Genomic DNA, 17,417 nt, shown 5'->3' with positions numbered 1-17,417 from the left:
ACCGATGGAGCACCGTGAACCTGCGCAGCGACGAGTGGTACGGCGGGGATGACCGCAACTCCTACATCCACCGCGCCTGGATGCGGCGCGGGCTGCCGTCCTCCGCGTTCGAGGGCCGGCCGCAGATCGCGATCGCGAACACCGCCTCCGACCTCACACCGTGCAACGCGCACCTGAACGAGGTGGCGCAGTCGGTCAAGCAGGGCGTGTACGAGGCCGGCGGCATCCCGCACAACCTTCCCGTGGTGTCCCTCGGCGAGACGAACGTCAGGCCCACCGCGATGCTCTGGCGGAACATGGCCGCGATGGCGATGGAGGAGATGTTCCGCGCCAACCCGATCGACGGGCTGGTCCTCCTCGGCGGGTGCGACAAGACCATCCCCGCGCTGCTCATGGCGGCCGCGTCCGTGGACCTGCCGGCCGTGGTCGTGCCAGGCGGGCCGATGCTCAACGGCACCTTCCGCGGCGCGACGCTCGGCTGCGGCACGGACGTGTGGAAGCTCAGCGAGGAGGTGCGCGCCGGCCGTCTGCCGCGGGACACCTTCCTCCGCTCCGAGTCCTCCATGATCCGCTCCCGGGGCCACTGCAACACCATGGGCACCGCGTCCACCATGGCGATCATGGCCGAGGCGCTCGGCATGACCATCCCCGGGATCGCCGGCACCCCGGCGGCCGACGCCCGGCTGCTGGAGGGCGCCCATACCGCCGGACGCCTCGCCGTCGAGCTGGTTCAGGAGGACCGCACGGTCAGCCGGGTGCTGACGGCCGGGTCGTTCCACAACGCGATCGTGGCGCTCGCCGCATGCGGCGGCTCCACCAACGCCGTCGTCCACCTGCTTGCGGTCGCGGGCCGGCTCGGCCTGGAGCTCGGCCTGGAGGACTTCGACCGCATCGGGAAGGACGTCCCTCTGCTGGTCAACCTGCAGCCCGCAGGCACCTACCTCATGGAGGACCTGTTCCGGGCGGGCGGGCCGCTCGCCGTCCTTGCCCAGGTCCGTGACCTGCTGGACCCGCAGGCCGTCACGGTCACCGGCCGTCCGCTGGTGGACGAGCTCGACGTTCACGAGGTCTGGGACCCCGAGGTCATCTCCTCCCGGGAGAGCCCGCTCATCGCCGACGCCGGCATCGCCACGCTGCGCGGCAACCTCGCGCCCGACGGCGCCATCATCAAGCCCGCCGCGGCCAGCCCCGAGCTCCTCGTCCACCGGGGACGGGCGGTCGTGTTCGACTCCATCGAGGACTTCCGCGCCCGCATCGACGACCCCGACCTCGACGTCGACGCCTCCTCGGTGCTGGTGCTGCGCGGCTGCGGCCCGAAGGGCTACCCGGGAATGCCCGAGGTGGCGAACATGCCGCTGCCGCAGAAGCTGCTCGAGGCCGGGGTCCGGGACATGGTCCGCATCTGCGACGGGCGGATGAGCGGGACGGCGTACGGCACCGTGGTCCTGCACGTGGCGCCGGAGGCCGCGGCGGGCGGGCTGCTGGCCCTGGTGCAGGACGGGGACGAGATCCTCCTGGACGTCCCCGCGCGGCGGCTGGAGCTGCTCGTGGACGACGCGGAGCTCGCCGCCCGACAGGTGTCCGCGACGACTCTCGAGGGCTACGCGGACCCCGCGAGGGGCTGGGAGAGGCTCTACGTGGACCACGTGCTCCAGGCCGACCGAGGTGCGGACCTGGACTTCCTGGTGGGCCGCAGCGGCGCCGTCGTGGGCCGGGAGTCGCACTGAGACCCCACGTGCAGGGCTGCGACCTGCACGGATCATCGAGATCTCGTTGGTCGAGCGGCCGCGGACGAGCCGCGAACGTCGCCGGTTGACACTAACGTTCGTGGGGTGAATCACCAGGAGTTGCGGTCCGCCGTCGTGATCGAGGACGACTCGGACATCCGCTTCCTGCTCGAGACGACGCTCTCGCAGGCCGGATTCGCGGTGCACGTCGCCGCGAACGGCCTCGACGGCGTGCAGCTCGTGCTCCAGCACGACCCGGTCGTCACCACGCTCGACATCGCCCTGCCCGACATCGACGGCTTCGAGGTCGCTCGGCGCATCCGGCAGTTCTCGTCGACCTATCTGGTCATGCTCACCGGCCGTGCCGAGGAGATCGACACCCTCCTCGGCCTGGACTCGGGCGCCGACGACTACGTGACCAAGCCGTTCCGACCGCGCGAGCTGCGGGCCCGCATCGAGGCGATGCTGCGTCGCCCCCGCCGCATCGGGACCCAGGTCCAGCCGCCCGCGGAGCCGGCTACGCCAGCGGTGCCGTCATCGCCGCCCCCGGCGTCGAACCGGGTGCTGCGGCACCAGGGCCTGGTCGTCGACGTCGACGCCCGGACCGCCGAGCTGGACGGCCGTCCGCTGAGCCTCACCCGGACCGAGTTCGACCTGCTCGTCGCCGTGCTCGAGGCGCCCACCCGCGTGCTGCGCAAGGACGAGCTCGTGGTGCGGGCGTGGGCGGACACCTACGAGAACGGTGCCGTCATCTCCGACTCCGACCGCCGCACGATCGAGGTGCACATCGCCAACCTGCGCCGGAAGCTCGGCGACGGGCCGATATCACCGCGCTTCATCGAGACCGTGCGCGGCGTCGGTTACCGGCTGCGCCGCTGAGGTCCTGCTTAGGACGGGTCGCCTCCGAGGATGGCAAGGGTCTCGCTGGCGACCCTCCGGAGACGGACGAGACCGGCCAGCCCGGGCGTGCGCCGTCCCGTGACGGCCGCGGTCGCCCAGTCCAGGGCGATCCAGCTCAGGGCGCGGGCACCGACCATCGAGGACGCCGACGCGAGGCTGTGCGCGGCGTCGTACTCGCGCTCGGCGTCACCGGCCCGCACCGCCAGCCGAAGCTGGTCGACCCGGAACGGCAGCTGGTGGACGAACCGCTGGACGAAGACCTGTGCGACCTCCAGCCCCAGGTCGTCCACGAGCGCCCGGAGCGGGGCCGGGTCCAGCAGCACCTCGGACACCTGGGCCCGCCCGGCCGAGGTCTCCACCTCGTGCACGATGCGTGCCACGGTCGTACGTTCCTGCAGGAGCTCACTGAGCATCGACGTCTCCCCTCGTCACCGAGGCCGAAGGTCGGCCCCGCCGCCGGTCCCCTGCAGCTGGCAGTCAGAACTGTCGTCGAGGCACCTCAACCCGGTCTTCGGGCACCCTCAGGGCATCCCAAAGAGATCCGCAAGATCTCCCTCGCCAGCTCTCGTCAACGGGCGACCGCGACGGCGTCGGTGCCCTCACCGGCGGCCTCGCGGGAGATGTTGCAGAGCGAGCACAGCTCGTAGCCGTGCCGGATGCTGCTCGCGATGCCGAGCCGCACGGACAGGCGCATGCGGGTGCCGTCGGCATCGAAGGGGGTCGCGATGAGCTCCGTCCGCACCCCCTGCGCCCACTGCACCGCCTCCTCGGTGGTGCCGGGGAGGACCACCTGGAACGAGTGGACGTCCACCGCGTCCCGCCCCATGATGGCCCTGGCCGGCAGCATGTTGATGGTGACCTCGCCGACCCGCACGAGGGCCTGGTCGGCGACGTCGCCGTCGAAGGCGAGGGCGATCTCCTCGTAGTTCTCCGGGTGGATGGCGACCACGCAGACCGGCGCACCGTCCTCCTCGGCCGCACGCAGCAGCTCGACGGCGCGCGGGTTGAACGATGACTGGGTCCGCGCGCCGGTCATCGGGTCGAAGTTGCGGGACGCCTCGCGCCGGGTGTGCGCCTGGTTGTGCCGCAGCACGGTCATCGAGAACGCCGCGCCCATGATGCACAGCGGGACGACGAGGGACGCGACGGCGGTGCCGGCATAGGCGTGGAAGAGGTCGGACTCCGCACCCAGGACGAGGAACAGGACCCAGCGGAGCACGAAGAAGACCCCGGCGACGGACATGATGACCACGAGGTACCGCGCCGCGCGCTCGCCCTTCGCCGGCGACCGCAGGATCTCCCCGGCGGACAGCAGGCTGCCCGCGGCGTTGCCCAGCAGGTACACCTCCGCGCCGGACCACGAGCCACCCTCCGGGAACCGGATGAGGGTGGCCAGGACCGCGAGGAGCGCCACCGCCACGGACACCTCGATCAGCGAACGGCGCCGCCCGGCGTACACCCGGATGCCGTTCCAGAGCGCCAGCGGGGTCAACGCCAGCAGTCCGTTACCGAGTGCGAGCGCGAACCACAGCTCCGGGACGACCTCGCTGGTCACGTAGCACAGCGACGTCAGCAGGGCGCTGGCGAAGCCGAGGGACCAGAGCCGGTCCACGGTGTCGGCCTCACGCGACCATGTCTCGGCCAGGAACAGGCTGGAGGTGGCCACGGTCACGAGCGCCGAGAACACCAGCAGGGTGGTCACATCGAGTGTCATCGCCGCTCCTCGACCGGTAGGTAGATGTCCACCGTCGTGCCCTCGCCGGGCGCGGAGACGAGGCCGATCTCCCCGCCGTGCGCCTCGACGAGCTGACGGGTGATGTGCAGCCCGAGCCCGGTGCCGGGCAGTGGACCGGACCGCACGTCACGGCCCCGGTAGAAGCGGGAGAACACGCGCTGCTGCTCCTCCTGGGCGATGCCGATGCCCTGGTCGCGTACCGACAGGTGAGCGGTCTTGCCCTCCACGGCGAGGTCGAGGACCACCGTGCTGCCCTCGTCGGAGTACTTGATCGCGTTCGAGACGATGTTGTCCACGACCTGTCCGAGTCGCGTCCGGTCGCCGTTGACCACACACGGCCGCGTGGCGCGATTGACCACCTGCACACCGCGATCCTGCGCACGCGGTCGGTGGGTGAGGACCGCGTCGGAGATCACCTCGCGCAGGTCCACGGGCGTGGCGAAGAGGGCGATCTGGCCGTCGCGGGTCTGGGCGGCGGTGAGCAGGTCGGAGATGAGCCGCAGCAGCCGCTCGGTGTTGCGGGCGACCACCCGCAGATGTGCCCGCACCTCCTCCGGGACGTCCCGTGCGTCGTCGGCCAGCTCGAGGTAACCCAGGATCGAGGTCAGCGGGGTGCGCAGCTCGTGCGAGACGGCCGAGACGAACTCCTCCCGCTGGGCGAGCGCCTCGGTCTCCGCGGTGACGTCCTGGTAGACGACGACGGCACCGGTGCGAGCTCCGCCGTCGTCCTGCAGGGACTCCGCGGACACGCGCATGGCCATCCGGGTTCCGCCGCGCACCAGATAGATGAGCTCCCGGTCGATGGTCTCCCCGCGGGCGGCCCGCACCGTGGGTGAGCCGTCGACGCCGAGCGGGGTGACGCCGTCGGCGGCGAGCGCCCGCGACGAACGGACGGCGTAGTCGCCGACCTTGTAGATGTCTCTCAGCAGGCCGGCGGCACGGCGGTTGATGTGGGTGATCCGGCCGTCGGCGTCCAGGGCGACGACGCCGACGTCGATCGTGTTGAGGATGCCGCGCAGCAGCACGTCGTGCGCGTTGGCCGCATCCAGGGCCTCCTCGACCAGGGCGCTCTGCCGGGACAGCAGGGCACGCCGGGCCGCGGAGCGACGTTCCGCGAGGGCGACGTAGATCGCCGTCGCGGCCAGGACCATCGGTACCAGGGTGTGGCGCTCCGCGGTGATGTCCGGGGGCTCGGGCCAGGCGATCGCCTCGGGCAGCCAGACCGCCCCGAGGCCGGCGATGACCGACACCACGACGCCGGCGGTGCCGTAGGCAGACGCCAGCCACAGCACGGGCAGGACGAGCAGGATCGAGCACTGGACGCCGGACGCCTCGACGAATGCCACGACCGCCATGTCCGCGAGGGCGACGAGCGCGGCGCTCCAGGCCGGCAGCCGGCGCCACGGGACGATCAGCGACGCCGCGGTCGCGACGATGCCGAGGACCATCGCCACGAAGAAGTACTGGTGCCCGAGGGTCTCCGGGTCCACGGCGGCGGTGCGGAAGATCAGCGCGAGCATGACTGCGGCGAACGGGAGGTGCCGCACGAAGATGCTGACCTCGCTGGACGGTCGCTCGTCCGCCAAAGGACGTTCGACCGTGCCGTTGCTCATGCAGGAAGGCTAGAGGCGCGGGCCCGTTCCGTCCGGGCGTCGGTCGCCCGATTCGGACGTGGTCGTCCAGGGGCGTGCCGGCGGGGTCAGTTCTGGTCGGCGGTGGCCTGGTCGGCGGCAGCCTGGTCGGGAGTCGGCTCGTCGGGTGCCTCGCGGCGCATCGGCTCGGTCGAGAGCACCTCGAGGTCGCGCTCGTTCACGACCGGGTCGGAGGTCTGCCACATCGAGGCCGGCTCCGGGCCGCGGGTCTCGGAGTGCGCGCCGCAGCCGTGGTCCATCGAGACCACCTGGCCGTCCGACGGCGACCACTCGTTCGCGCAGACGCCGAACACCGCACGCGGAGCACCGGCGAGCTTGAGGAAGAAGCCGCAGGTGGAGCACTGTGCCCGAGCCGCCTTCGCGGCCGCCGCGAAGGGGCCGTGGTCACCCTCGTACCAGCGCGTCATGGCCTGGTCCCGGCCCGCCGGGGAGAGCACGCGCTCGCGGCCGAGGCCGAGCTCGAAGATCGCCAGCTCGTCGGCGTCCTCGCCCGTGGCCTCGTACCCGGGCTCGAGGCGCTCGTCCTCCTCGACGTAGGGCAGGACGTCCCCGGGTCCGACGTCGCCTGGGCTGAGCCGCTCGGCCCACGGCACCCAGTCGGGCGCGAGGATCGCGGCGTCGCCGGGGACGAGGTTGACCTCGCAGACGGTCGCGGTGCGGCCGCGCGGGGGCCGGGCGACGCTCACCGCCCAGCGCCAGCCCTTGTAGCCCGGCACCAGTGAGTCGAAGAGGTGCGTCAGGAGCCGCTCCCCCTCGACGACGAAGCCGAGGTGCTCGCCGACCTGGCCCTCCCGCGCGGTCTCCTGGGCGGCCCGCCGCGCCAGGTCCACGGCGCCGGCGAGGACGGTCTCCTTGCCGGGGCCGGTGGTCACGCGGGCGGAGGTGATGGCTGCAGGCACGCCCTCCAGTCTAGGTGAGCCCCGCGGTCGCGCGTTCGGCGACAGGGCGTGGCGCACCGCACCACCCGGACCGGGCGTGCGACCTCGCGTGCGGTCAGTCCGCGGTCTCCCGGACGTAGGTGAGCGCGTTCTTGTGCACGCCGAGGGGGATCGTGCCGGGTTCGAGCGGCTCGACGGCGACCCGGACCCGGAGCGCGACGCGCACCGACTCCTCGATCTCGCGAGCCAGCGCGGCGGTGTCGCCACCGCCGGTGAGCTCGATCTCCAGCGGGATGGGGTCGTCGAACCGCACCTGGTCCGCGGTGTCCTTGCGCAGTCGCATGGGCCCGGCGACCCGCTCCGGGAACATCTCCACGACGAGGTCGCGGATGTCGGCGGGGAAGACGTTCATCGCCTTGTAGATGAGCATGTCGTCGGTGCGTCCGATGCACTCCACCCGGGGGGCGGTGCGCCCGCACGCGCAGGTGGTGCCGACCACCCGCATGTGGTCGCGGGAGCGGTACCGCACCATGGGTGTCGCGATCCGGGTGAAGGTCGTGTAGACGGCCTCGCCGGTGGCGCCGCCCGTCCACTCGATCGGCTCGCCGGTCTCGGGGTCGACGAGCTCGACGTGCACGTTGCGTGCGGCGGTGAGGTGCATGCCCTCGCCGGAGCCGCACTGCGACCAGATGCCGGCGAGGACGTCGCACAGGCCCATGACCTCGCTGATCCGCTCGACGCCCCACGCCTCCGTGACCCGGCGGCGGACCTCGCGGTGCCCCATGCCCGGCTCGCCGCCCGCGAGGATCGTCCGGATCGGCAGCTCGCGGGCGGGGTAGCCGAGGACCTCCTCGCAGCGCTCGGCGAAGAAGGAGACGAAGGAGGCCGTGCCCATGAGCACGTCCACCCGCAACAGCTCCAGCAGCCGGACCATCCGCTCGGTGGTCTGGCCGCCGATCCACGCCAGCGTCGCCCCGGCGCGTCGGACCGCGTCGGCGTACGGCATGCCGCCTGCCACGATCGGCATGCCGGTGGTGAGCGCGACGACGTTCCCCGGCCCGACGCCGGCGGTCGTCATCCAGTTCGCGAGGGACTCCGTCCACCGTTCCAGGTCATCGGCGGTGAGCCCGTAGAAGGTGGGGTTGCCGGTGGTGCCGGAGGATCCGAGGACCTGGACGATGCGGTCCGACGGCACCGACTGCATCGTGCCGAGCAGCAGCTCGGGCGGGCGCTCGCGCTGGTTGCGGCGCACGTCGTCCTTGGTGACGAACGGGATCTCGCGCCAGGCGTCGTCGCGATCGGCCTCCTCGACCGGCGCCGCCCGCAGGTGGTCGACGTAGAACGGGGACCGGTCCCGCAGGCCGATGAGGAAGTCCGGCATGAGCGAACGCTGCCAGGCCAGGACCTCCTCCCAGGGCGCGGTGTCGAGCTCGGGGTCCCACAGCTTCTCGGTCACGGCCTTCGTACTCCTCCGTCCCGGTGCGGCGGCGTCGCTGCCGCCGGGCGGTCACGCTAGGGGCACGCCGATCGGCGCGTCAGTGCCCCTTCCGCCCGGGAGAAGCCGGACCGGTCGAGGGGCTCCTCATCCCCGGACCTCCAGGAGGTCCACCGGGCGCCCCTCGGCCAGGGACCGCCCGGCCGCCTCAGCCACTCGGGTGGCGGCGAGCGCGTCCTGCGGGCCGGCCAGATCGGCGGGGCGTCCGTCCACGAGGTCGACGAAGGCGGAGACCTCGGCCCGGTACGCGGGCAGGAACCGTTCCCAGAAGTTGGGCCACCGCGGCCCCGGCGGCGGGTAGTCGACACCGGGCTCGGCAGAGGTCACCGGTGCACGGTCCTCGAGCCCGACGACGACGGTGCCGCGCGTGCCGGCCAGCTCGGCCCGGACGTCGTACCCGGCGCCGTTGTACCGGGACGCCTGCGCGGTGACGAGCGTGCCGTCGTCGAGCGTGAGGACGGCGGCGGCCTCGTCGACGTCGCCGGCGGCACCGAAGTAGGCCGCGCCGCGGTTGACGCCCGTGGCGTGCACGGTGACGACCTCCCGTCCGGTGAGCCAGCGGAGCACGTCGAAGTCGTGCACCAGGCAGTCCTTGAAGATCCCGCCGGAGGCGCTGATGAACTCCTCCGGGGGAGGTGCGGCGTCGCAGGTGACCACGTGTGCCCGGCGCAGCTCGCCCAGCTTGCCCGTCCGCAGCGCCTCCCGTGCGCTTCGGTAGCCCGCGTCGAACCGGCGCTGGAACCCGACGGCGAGCAGGGCGCCGTGGTTCTCGGCCTCCGCGACGACGGCGGCGGTGGTCTCGAGATCCAGCGCGAGCGGCTTCTCGCAGAGCACGGCGACGCCGAGCGGGACGAAACGCCGGACGAGCTCGGCGTGGGTCGGTGTCGAGGAGGCGACGACGAGGCCGTCGAGGCCCGCGTCCGCGAGCGCGTCGACCTCGGCGGCACGGGCCTCGGTCCCGTGCCCGCCGAGCCGGGCGGCGACCTCCGCGGCCCGCCCCGGTGCGGCGTCGGCGAGCACGACCTCGCCGACCCGTGGGTGGCCCGCCACCACGACGGCGTGCTCGGCGCCGATGCGGCCGAGGCCGACGACGCCGATACGGAGCCGGTCACGCACGTGACTCTCCTCTCTCGAACAAGGCACCCGGATGGTCAGGCGTACAGGTCCGGGACGGCCTCGGCGGTCACGTCCACCGGCTCCCCGGTGCGCAGCGACCGCACCCCGGCCGCCGAGACGAGGTTGGCCACGTGTCCGTCCCACGCCGAGGCGCCGGTGGCTCCCCCGTGCTCGGCGGCGTGGACCCAGGCGATCAGCTCACGCCGGTACGCCTCGGCGAACCGCTCCCGGAAGTCCGTGGGGACCGCGGTGCCCGCCGTGCCGCCGACACGGTGCCGCAGGTGGCCGGGCGGCCGCAGCTCGACCGTCCCGTCGGTGCCCACCACCTCGCACCGGATGTCGTAGCCGTAGCGGGCCGCGAGGAAGACCTCGACGGTCGCGAGCACCCGTCCGCCGTCGATCTCGACCAGCGCGACCTGCGGGTCCCGGAGTCCGTCGGTGCGCGGGCTGCGCACCGCCAGGCTCGTCACCGCACCACCGACGAGCCACGGCAGCAGGTCGAGCTCGTGGACCATCGAGTTCACCACGAGGCCCTCGCTGGTCGCGGACGGGTGCGGGGCGAGGTTGCGGTGGACGTTGTGGACCAGGACGGGTCTGCCGACCGTCCCGTCCGCGACCGCCCGCCGCAGCTCGGCGTAACCGGGGTCGAAGCGGCGCATGAACCCGACGGTGACGAGTCGGCCGCCGGCGGCGACCTCGGCCGCGACGACGGCGCGTGACTCCTCGGCGGTGACACCCAGCGGCTTCTCGCACAGCACGGGCCGCCCCGCCGCGAGGCACGCCAGGACGATCTCGGTGTGCGTCTCGTCCGGGGAGCACACCACGACCGCGTCGACGGCGCCGACCAGGTCCTGCGGGTCCGTGGCCTGCGCCGCCCCCAGCTCGGCGGCGACCGCGGCGCTGCGGCGCCGGTCGGCGTCGTGCACCGCGCTCACCACCACCTCGGGGAGGTGCTGCCGCAGGGTCTCGATGTGGCTCGTCCCCATGGCACCGAGGCCGACGACGCCGATCCTCATCGGGCTCCTGCCCCGGTCACGGCGACCGGTGTCGCGACCCGGGTCACGAGAGGTCGGCCTCCTGGTCCTCGAGCTGCGAGCCGTACTCCTCCGCGTTCTCCGGGGTCACCACCGTCACCCCGGTGTCGACCTGTGCCTCGATCTGCTCGCCGTCGAGGTGCTGGACGGTCATCTCCACGACCGTGCGGCCCATGTCGAAGGAGTTCTGCGCGATGCTGGCGTCGAGCTCACCGGCCGTCATCGAGCTGACGGCGTCGCTGGTGCCGTCCACGCCGATCACCATGATGTCCTCCATGGCGAGGCCGGCGGACTTGATCGCCTCGAGTGCCCCCAGCGCCATGTCGTCGTTGGCGGCGAAGACCACCGAGACGTCGGGGTTGGCGGTGAGGATGTCGGCCATCACGGCCCGGCCCTCGGCACGGTCGGAGTTGGCCGCGAGGTCGGCGACCACCTCGAAGTCGCTCCCCTCGAGCGTCTCCAGCACGCCGTCGACCCGGTCGTCCGTCGACGGGTTGCCGGGCACGCCCCGGATGACGGCGACCTGACCGGGGTCGGCCTGCTCGAGGATGAACTCTCCCGCCGTGACGCCGACCCCGTGGTTGTCCGTCCCGACGAACGACACCTTGCCGTCCCATCCTTCGATGTCGGTGTCGACGAGCAGGACGGGGATGTCCTGACCGACGGCCTGGTCGAGGATGGGCTGGAGCTGGTCCGCCTGGGTCGGCGCGACGACGAGGGCGTCGACCTGCTGGGTGATCGCCGAGCGGACGAGGTCGATCTGCTCCTGCACCTCGGTCTCGGCGGTCGCGCCCTGGATGGTGACGTTCGCGCCGGTCTCCTGCCCGGCCCGTTCGACGCCGCCGGCCACCTGGAGCCAGAACGGCGAGGAGACGGTCTTGAGGATGACGGCGACGTCGTGCTGGCCGTCGCCCCCTCCGCCGTCCTCCCCCTGGCCGCTGCTGCAGGCGGCGAGCGCGAGCGAGGCGCCGAGCGCGGCCCCGAGAGCGGCACGTGCGCGTGACGGTCTCATGCTGACCTTCCCTTCTGTCCAGCGCCTTCCTTGGCACCGACGATCATCCCGACGATGTCCTCGACCGTCTCCGGTGACGGCACGGCGGTCCCCACCACGCGGCCCTGGCGCATGACGACGGCGTCGTCGCACACCTGGACCACGTGATCCATGTTGTGGGAGATGAGGATCACCGAGATGTCGTGGTCCTCCGGGAGGCGGCGGACGGTGTCGAGCACGTTGCGGGTCTCCCGGACGCCGAGCGCCGCGGTGGGCTCGTCGAGGATGAGGATGCGGCTCGCGAAGGCGCACGCGCGCGCCACCGCGATGGCCTGGCGCTGCCCGCCGGACATGAGGCCGACGTGCCCGCGCAGGTCCGGGAGGTGGACCTGCAGCTTCTCGAGGCGCTCCTGCGCGTCCCGCTGCATCGCGCGCCGGTCGAGCCAGCCCAGTCCGCGCAGCCCGCGCGGGCGGGTGAGCTCGTGCCCGAGGTAGAGGTTGGTGACGACGTCGAGGTTGTCGAAGAGCGCGAGGTCCTGGTAGACGGCCTCGATGCCGTGGGCCCGCGCCGTGGTCGGCGCGTCGACCGTGACCTCTCGCCCGTCCAGCAGGATCTTCCCCTCGTCCAGCTGGTGCACCCCGGTGATGGCCTTGATGAGGGTCGACTTGCCGGCACCGTTGTCCCCCAGCAGCCCGACCACCTGCCGGTGTCCCACGGTGAGGTCCACGCCGGCCAGCGCCGTGACCGCGCCGAAGCGCTTGACCGCGCCCCGGATCTCCAGCACGGGCGCCCCGCCGGCGGCGCCGGCCGGCTCGATCGGCGCCGTCACGACTCCGACTCCTCGGTCCGGACCGTGCGGAGCCGTGTCTCCAGCCGGGAGCGGAGCACGTCGAGCTCGACGGCGATGACGACGGCGGTGCCGAGCGCCACGTACTGCCAGCTGCTCGGGACGTTCATGAGGTTCAGCCCGTTCTGGATGACGCCGAGGATCAGTGCCCCGACGAGCGTGCCGATGACCGTGCCCCGGCCGCCGAAGAAGCTCGCGCCGCCGATGATGACGGCCGCGATGGCGGACAGCTCCATGAGGTTCCCGGCGGTCGGGTAGGCGGAGTTCGTCTGGCCGGAGACGACGATGGCGGCGGTGCCGGCGCACATGCCGCTGAAGACGTACACGGAGATGGTCACCCGGTTGACCGGGACCCCCACACGCCGCGCGCCCTCCCGGTTGCCACCGATCGCGTAGATCCACTGCCCCCAGGTGATCCGTCTCAGCACCACGCCGACGACGACGGCCAGGCCGGCGACGAGGAGCACGGCGAGCGGCATCTGCCCGATGCGTGCCGAGCCGATGGCGTTGACCGACTCAGGCATCCCGGTGATCGGCTGGCCGCCGCTGACCAGCAGGGCGACGCCGCGCGCCACCATGAGCATGGCGAGCGTGGGCAGGAACGGGTGCGGCAGCTTGCCCTTGACGTACAGCGTGCCGTTGATCGCGCCGGCGAGGCCGCCCACCAAGACCATCGACGGGATCACCAGCCATCCGCTGACCAGGTCGAGGTCCCGGATCCACAGCGCGGCGATGATGCTCGACATCGCGATGACGGAGCCGACCGAGAGGTCGATGCCGGCGGTGATGATGACCAGCAGCTGGCCGAGCGCGAGGATCGCGACGACCGACGCCTCCAGGCCGACGTTGCCGAGGTTGAACGGACTGAGGAAGACCGGGCTGATCAGCGCCATGACCGCGACGATGAGCAGGAGCAGGAGCACCGGTCCGAGCCGGACCACCGTCAGGGCGGCGAACAGCCCGCGGCTGCGGCCCTGCGCACCGCGCCCCGGCGCGTCCGGCGGCGGGGCGCCGATCCGGTCGGTGGTCACGGTCATCCGCCGCCTCCTTGGTCCATCCCGTCGGCGTCGACGAGTCGGGGGCCGGCCCCGGGGAACAGACGCACTGCGTCGTCAGTCTGGCGTAGCCGGTTCAGGGCCGTCAACCGTTTGTCGCGACATCCTGACCTAGTTCGGTAGGCCTCGCCGGTCATGTGATGCGGGCCAGGTGGGTGCACCCGAAGATGTGCTCACGGGTACGCCGCGCGATCGGGAACGGACGGTCGACGTCGCAGCCGTACATGTCCTGCTCCACGATGGCGAAGATGTCCGGGTCGATCCGCGCGACGGCCTCGATGACGGGCGCGAGGTCCGGCACACCGTGGGGCGGCTCGACCATGATCCCCTGACTCACGGCGTCGGCGAACGGCACGTCGTTCTTGAGGACGTCGAACAGCAGCGAGGTGTCGACCTGCTTGAGGTGGAGGTAGCCGATGCGCTCGGGTCGCTGCTCGATGAGGCGCAGGTTGTCGCCGCCGTAGTAGGCGAAGTGGCCGGTGTCGAGGCACAGGTTCGTGTACTGCGGGTCGGTCTCGTCGAGGAAGCGCAGCACCTCACGGGTTGTCCCGACGTGGCTGTCGGCGTGCGAGTGGAACTGCTGCCGAACGCCGTACTCCTCCAGGAGCGCCTTGCCCAGCCGGTCGTGACCGGCGGCAAGCTTGGCCCACTGCTCGTCGGTGAGGGTGCGCGACTCCAGCACCTCGCTGGTGGCGTCGCTGCGCCACAGGTCGGGGATGACCACGATGTGCTCCGCGCCGAGCCGGGAGGCGAGCCCGGCGACCTTCACCGCCTGGTCCCACGCCCGCTGCCACTCGTCGTCGCTCTTGTGGAAGCCGGTGAACACGGTGCCGCCGGCAAGCTTCAGTCCGCGGCTGCCGAGCTCGTCCTCGAGCTGGTGGGGGTCGGTGGGCAGGTAGCCGTACGGTCCGAGCTCGATCCAGGTGTAGCCCGCCTGGACGACCTCGTCGAGGAACCGCTGCCACGGAACCTGGTTCGGGTCGTCGGGGAACCACACTCCCCACGAGTCGGGGGCCGTGCCGATCCGCAGGCCGGGGTTCTCTCCCGCGACGCGGGCGGCGGGGGCGGTCGCGTCAGTCATGCCATCTCCTTCTCAGGGGTCTCAGCCGAGCAGCGGGCGCTGGCGCGCCTGCTGCCCGAGGTACTCCTCGCGGGCGGTGCGGGTCGTCTCGGCGCTCGAGGTCTCCGCGACCGGGACGTCCCACCAGCCGGCCCCGTCGGGCGCGTAGAGGAGTGGGTCGGAGTTGATGTGGATGAGGGTCGAGGTCGTGGAGGCCTTCGCGGTGGCGATCGCCTCGCCCAGGTCACGGATGGCGTCCGTCGTGGGCTCGACCTCGATGACGTCGATGCCGTAGCTGCGCGCGTTCGCGGCGAGGTCGACCGGGAGGATCTCCTCACCCTGGAAGTTGCGCGTCGTGTGGTCGTAGCGGCGGTACTTGGTGCCGAACCGCTGCGTCCCGACGCTCTCCGAGAGGTGCCCGATGGAGGCGAACCCGTGGTTCTGGATGAGCACGACGATGATCTTGATGCCCTCCGCGACCGCGGTGACCAGCTCGCTGTGCAGCATGAGGTAGGACCCGTCGCCGACCATGACGATGACGTCGCGGTCCTCGCCCGCGGCGACGACGGCGCGCCGGACACCGAGCCCACCCGCGATCTCGTAGCCCATGCAGGAGTAGGCGTACTCGACGTGGTAGCCGAGCGGGTCGCGCACCCGCCACAGCTTCTGCAGGTCCCCCGGCAGCGAGCCGGCCGCCTGGACGAGGACGTCGCGCGGGTCGCTCGCCCGCTGGACCGCGCCGATGATCTCGGGCTGTCCCGGCAGCTCCCGGCCGGACGGCGCGAACGCCTTGTCCACCATCCCGTCCCAGGCCGCCCGCTCCCGGGCGACCTGGGCACCGTAGGCGGCGTCGACGCGATGGCCGGCCAGCTCGGCGGTCAGGGCGCGGATCGCCTCCCGGGCGTCGGCGACGACGGGCAGCTGGGTGCCGTGCTTGTAGGCGTCGAAGGGGGCCACGTTGACGTTGACGAAGGTGACGTCGGGGTTCTGGAACGCGGTCCGCGACGCCGTCGTGAAGTCGCTGTAGCGGGTGCCGATACCGATGACGACGTCCGCCTCCGCGGCGATCCGGTTCGCGGCGAGCGAGCCCGTGGCGCCGACGCCCCCGAGGTTCTGCGGGTGGTCCCACGCGAGCACCCCGCCACCGGCCTGCGTCGTGCCCACGGGGACCCCGGTGGCCTCGACGAACTCTCGCAGGGCGTCCTCGGCGCCGGAGTACAGCACGCCGCCGCCCGCGACGACGACGGGCCGGCGCGCGCCGCGGATCGCGGCGACCGCCCGCTTCAGCGGGCCATGCTCGGGCACCGGCCGGCGCAGGTGCCACTCGCGGTCGGCGAGGAACTCGGCCGGCACGTCGAGGAGCTGGGTCTGGACGTCCTCCGGCAGGGCGATGGTGACCGCGCCGGTCTCGGCGGGGTCGGTGAGGACGCGCATCGCGGCGAGCGCGATCGAGTACAGCTGCTCCGGGCGCTGCACCCGGTCGAAGAACCTCGACAGCGGCCGGAACGCGTCGTTGACCGTCAGGCCGATGTCCCACGGCTGCTCGAGCTGCTGGAGCACCGGGTCGGCGACCCGGGTGGCGAAGGTGTCGCTGGGCAGCAGCAGGGCGGGCAGCCGGTTGGTCGTCGCGAGCGCCGCGCCGGTGAGCATGTTCGTCGCGCCGGGGCCGACCGACGCCGCGGCGGCGAACGTCGCCCGACGGCGCCGCATGCGGGCGTAGCCGACGGCCTGGTGCACCATCGCCTGCTCGTTGCGGGCCTGGTGGTACGGCATCAGGTCCGGCCGTTCGACGTTGAGCTGCTGCAGCGCCTGCCCGACCCCGGCGACGTTGCCGTGGCCGAAGATGCCGAGCACGCCAGGGATGGTGCGTTCGCGGATCTCGCCGTCGACGGTCCACTGGTGGGCCAGGAACTCGATGAGTGCCTGGCTGACCGTCATGCGTCGTGTGGTCGTCACTGCTGCCGCTCCTTGCCGTAGGGAAGCCGGGCATCGACCTGCTGGGTCTCCCAGGTGGTCCGGACCCAGGTGTGGGCCGGGTCGTCGCTGATCAGCCAGGCCCGTTCCGGGTCGGGCCCGGCCATGACGTTGAGGTAGTAGAGGTCATAGCCCGGGGCGGCGACCGCCGGGCCGTGGTAGCCGTACGGGACCAGCGCGACGTCTCCGGTGCGCACGATCGCGTTGATGTCGATCTCGCCCGCGGGCGAGGAGTAGGTGCTGAACAGGCCGAAGGCGCCGTCCGGGTCACCGCCGGCGGCACCGGAGCCGGCCTCCGGCGCGGCCTCGAAGTAGTAGATCTCCTCGAGCCGGGTCTCGTGGCCGGGCACGTGCTCGTCGTGCTTGTGCTCGGGGTAGGAGGACCAGTTCCCGGCCGGTGTGATGACCTCGCACACGATGAGCCGTGCGGCGTCGAGCGCCTGCGGGGTGCCGAAGTTGTGCACCTGACGGCTGCAGGCGCCGGCGCCCCGCAGCTCGACCGGCGTCTCCTCGGCAGCGACGTGCCGGACCGGGCGCACGTCGCCGGTCGGCGACGTCGCCACCGCGACCCGGCCCTGCCCGGTGACGACGCCGGTGGCACCGGTGGGCAGGTAGAGCACGTCGGTCGGCCCGGCGAAGACCGACGGCCTGCCGGCCAGCCGCGTCGTCGTGGTGGTTCCGTCGACGGTGGCGGTGACGGCGAACGAGCCGGCGAGCGGCACGACGACCCGCTCCACGCCGGTCTCCCCGAGGGAAAGCTCGGCCCCGTCGGCCAGCTCGGCGACCTTCAGGCCGGTGTGCTCCCACCCGGGGGTGGCGGTGTCCACGACGGACTCCCACCCTTCGCGGGCGAGCGTCCCGCGCCGGTGGAACCAGCGCTCCTGGCTCATCTCTTCTCCTTCGGACGTGGGGCCGGGCCGCGCGCTGCCGCGGTCCGGAGCGGACGGCGGGC

General features: G+C 72.4%; 15 protein-coding genes. 2 read left to right on the top strand and 13 right to left on the bottom strand.

Going from position 1 to position 17,417, the window contains the following annotated elements:
* Positions 1-14: 14 nt before the first annotated feature.
* Complete coding sequence (locus ACFQQL_RS05645) at positions 15-1,727, top strand: IlvD/Edd family dehydratase (RefSeq protein WP_382392117.1); 1,713 nt, start codon at positions 15-17, stop codon at positions 1,725-1,727.
* Between the two features lie 105 nt (positions 1,728-1,832).
* A complete protein-coding gene (locus tag ACFQQL_RS05640; protein WP_382392115.1) occupies positions 1,833-2,606 on the top strand; it encodes a response regulator transcription factor in 774 nt (257 codons plus the stop codon).
* An 8-nt stretch (positions 2,607-2,614) separates the two neighbouring features.
* Here the strand turns inward: ACFQQL_RS05640 and ACFQQL_RS05635 are convergent, their stop codons facing one another.
* The 13 genes from ACFQQL_RS05635 to iolB form a co-directional block, all read right to left on the bottom strand.
* Positions 2,615-3,040, bottom strand: a complete 426-nt coding sequence (locus ACFQQL_RS05635) for an Hpt domain-containing protein (protein WP_382392113.1) — start codon at positions 3,038-3,040, stop codon at positions 2,615-2,617.
* Positions 3,041-3,195: 155 nt separating this feature from the next.
* A complete protein-coding gene (locus ACFQQL_RS05630; protein ID WP_382392111.1) occupies positions 3,196-4,341 on the bottom strand; it encodes a GGDEF domain-containing protein in 1,146 nt (381 codons plus the stop codon).
* A complete protein-coding gene (locus ACFQQL_RS05625; RefSeq protein WP_382392109.1) occupies positions 4,338-5,975 on the bottom strand; it encodes a sensor histidine kinase in 1,638 nt (545 codons plus the stop codon). Before ACFQQL_RS05625 ends, ACFQQL_RS05630 begins: the two co-directional genes overlap by 4 nt.
* An 86-nt stretch (positions 5,976-6,061) precedes the next feature.
* Positions 6,062-6,913 (bottom strand): DUF3027 domain-containing protein, encoded by an 852-nt coding sequence (locus tag ACFQQL_RS05620; protein ID WP_382392107.1) that lies wholly within the window; start codon positions 6,911-6,913, stop codon positions 6,062-6,064.
* Between the two features lie 94 nt (positions 6,914-7,007).
* The gene (locus tag ACFQQL_RS05615) at positions 7,008-8,348 is read right to left on the bottom strand and encodes a phenylacetate--CoA ligase family protein (protein ID WP_382392105.1); all 1,341 of its coding nucleotides are present in this window, start codon (positions 8,346-8,348) and stop codon (positions 7,008-7,010) included.
* 126 nt (positions 8,349-8,474) lie between these two features.
* Positions 8,475-9,503, bottom strand: coding sequence for a Gfo/Idh/MocA family protein (locus ACFQQL_RS05610; RefSeq protein ID WP_382392103.1), 1,029 nt, complete (start codon positions 9,501-9,503; stop codon positions 8,475-8,477).
* 35 nt (positions 9,504-9,538) lie between these two features.
* Positions 9,539-10,519 (bottom strand): Gfo/Idh/MocA family oxidoreductase, encoded by a 981-nt coding sequence (locus ACFQQL_RS05605; protein WP_382392101.1) that lies wholly within the window; start codon positions 10,517-10,519, stop codon positions 9,539-9,541.
* 43 nt (positions 10,520-10,562) lie between these two features.
* Positions 10,563-11,549, bottom strand: a complete 987-nt coding sequence (locus tag ACFQQL_RS05600) for a sugar ABC transporter substrate-binding protein (protein WP_382392099.1) — start codon at positions 11,547-11,549, stop codon at positions 10,563-10,565.
* Positions 11,546-12,358, bottom strand: coding sequence for an ATP-binding cassette domain-containing protein (locus ACFQQL_RS05595; protein WP_382392097.1), 813 nt, complete (start codon positions 12,356-12,358; stop codon positions 11,546-11,548). Before ACFQQL_RS05595 ends, ACFQQL_RS05600 begins: the two co-directional genes overlap by 4 nt.
* Positions 12,355-13,413, bottom strand: coding sequence for an ABC transporter permease (locus tag ACFQQL_RS05590; protein ID WP_382392095.1), 1,059 nt, complete (start codon positions 13,411-13,413; stop codon positions 12,355-12,357). Before ACFQQL_RS05590 ends, ACFQQL_RS05595 begins: the two co-directional genes overlap by 4 nt.
* 151 nt (positions 13,414-13,564) lie before the next feature.
* Positions 13,565-14,512: a sugar phosphate isomerase/epimerase family protein gene (locus ACFQQL_RS05585; RefSeq protein ID WP_382392093.1), complete on the bottom strand. Its 948-nt coding sequence runs from the start codon at positions 14,510-14,512 to the stop codon at positions 13,565-13,567.
* Between the two features lie 21 nt (positions 14,513-14,533).
* Entirely contained in the window at positions 14,534-16,447 is a 1,914-nt protein-coding gene (gene iolD, locus ACFQQL_RS05580; protein ID WP_465253991.1) for a 3D-(3,5/4)-trihydroxycyclohexane-1,2-dione acylhydrolase (decyclizing), read from the bottom strand.
* Entirely contained in the window at positions 16,444-17,355 is a 912-nt protein-coding gene (iolB, locus tag ACFQQL_RS05575; protein ID WP_382392091.1) for a 5-deoxy-glucuronate isomerase, read from the bottom strand. Before iolB ends, iolD begins: the two co-directional genes overlap by 4 nt.
* Positions 17,356-17,417 lie beyond the last annotated feature (62 nt).

The sequence above is a fragment of the Georgenia alba genome (assembly GCF_042665525.1).
GTDB lineage: Bacteria > Actinomycetota > Actinomycetes > Actinomycetales > Actinomycetaceae > Allobogoriella > Allobogoriella alba.
The sequence above is the reverse complement of the archived record's forward strand: the minus strand, read 5'-3'. Positions and strand labels throughout refer to the sequence as shown.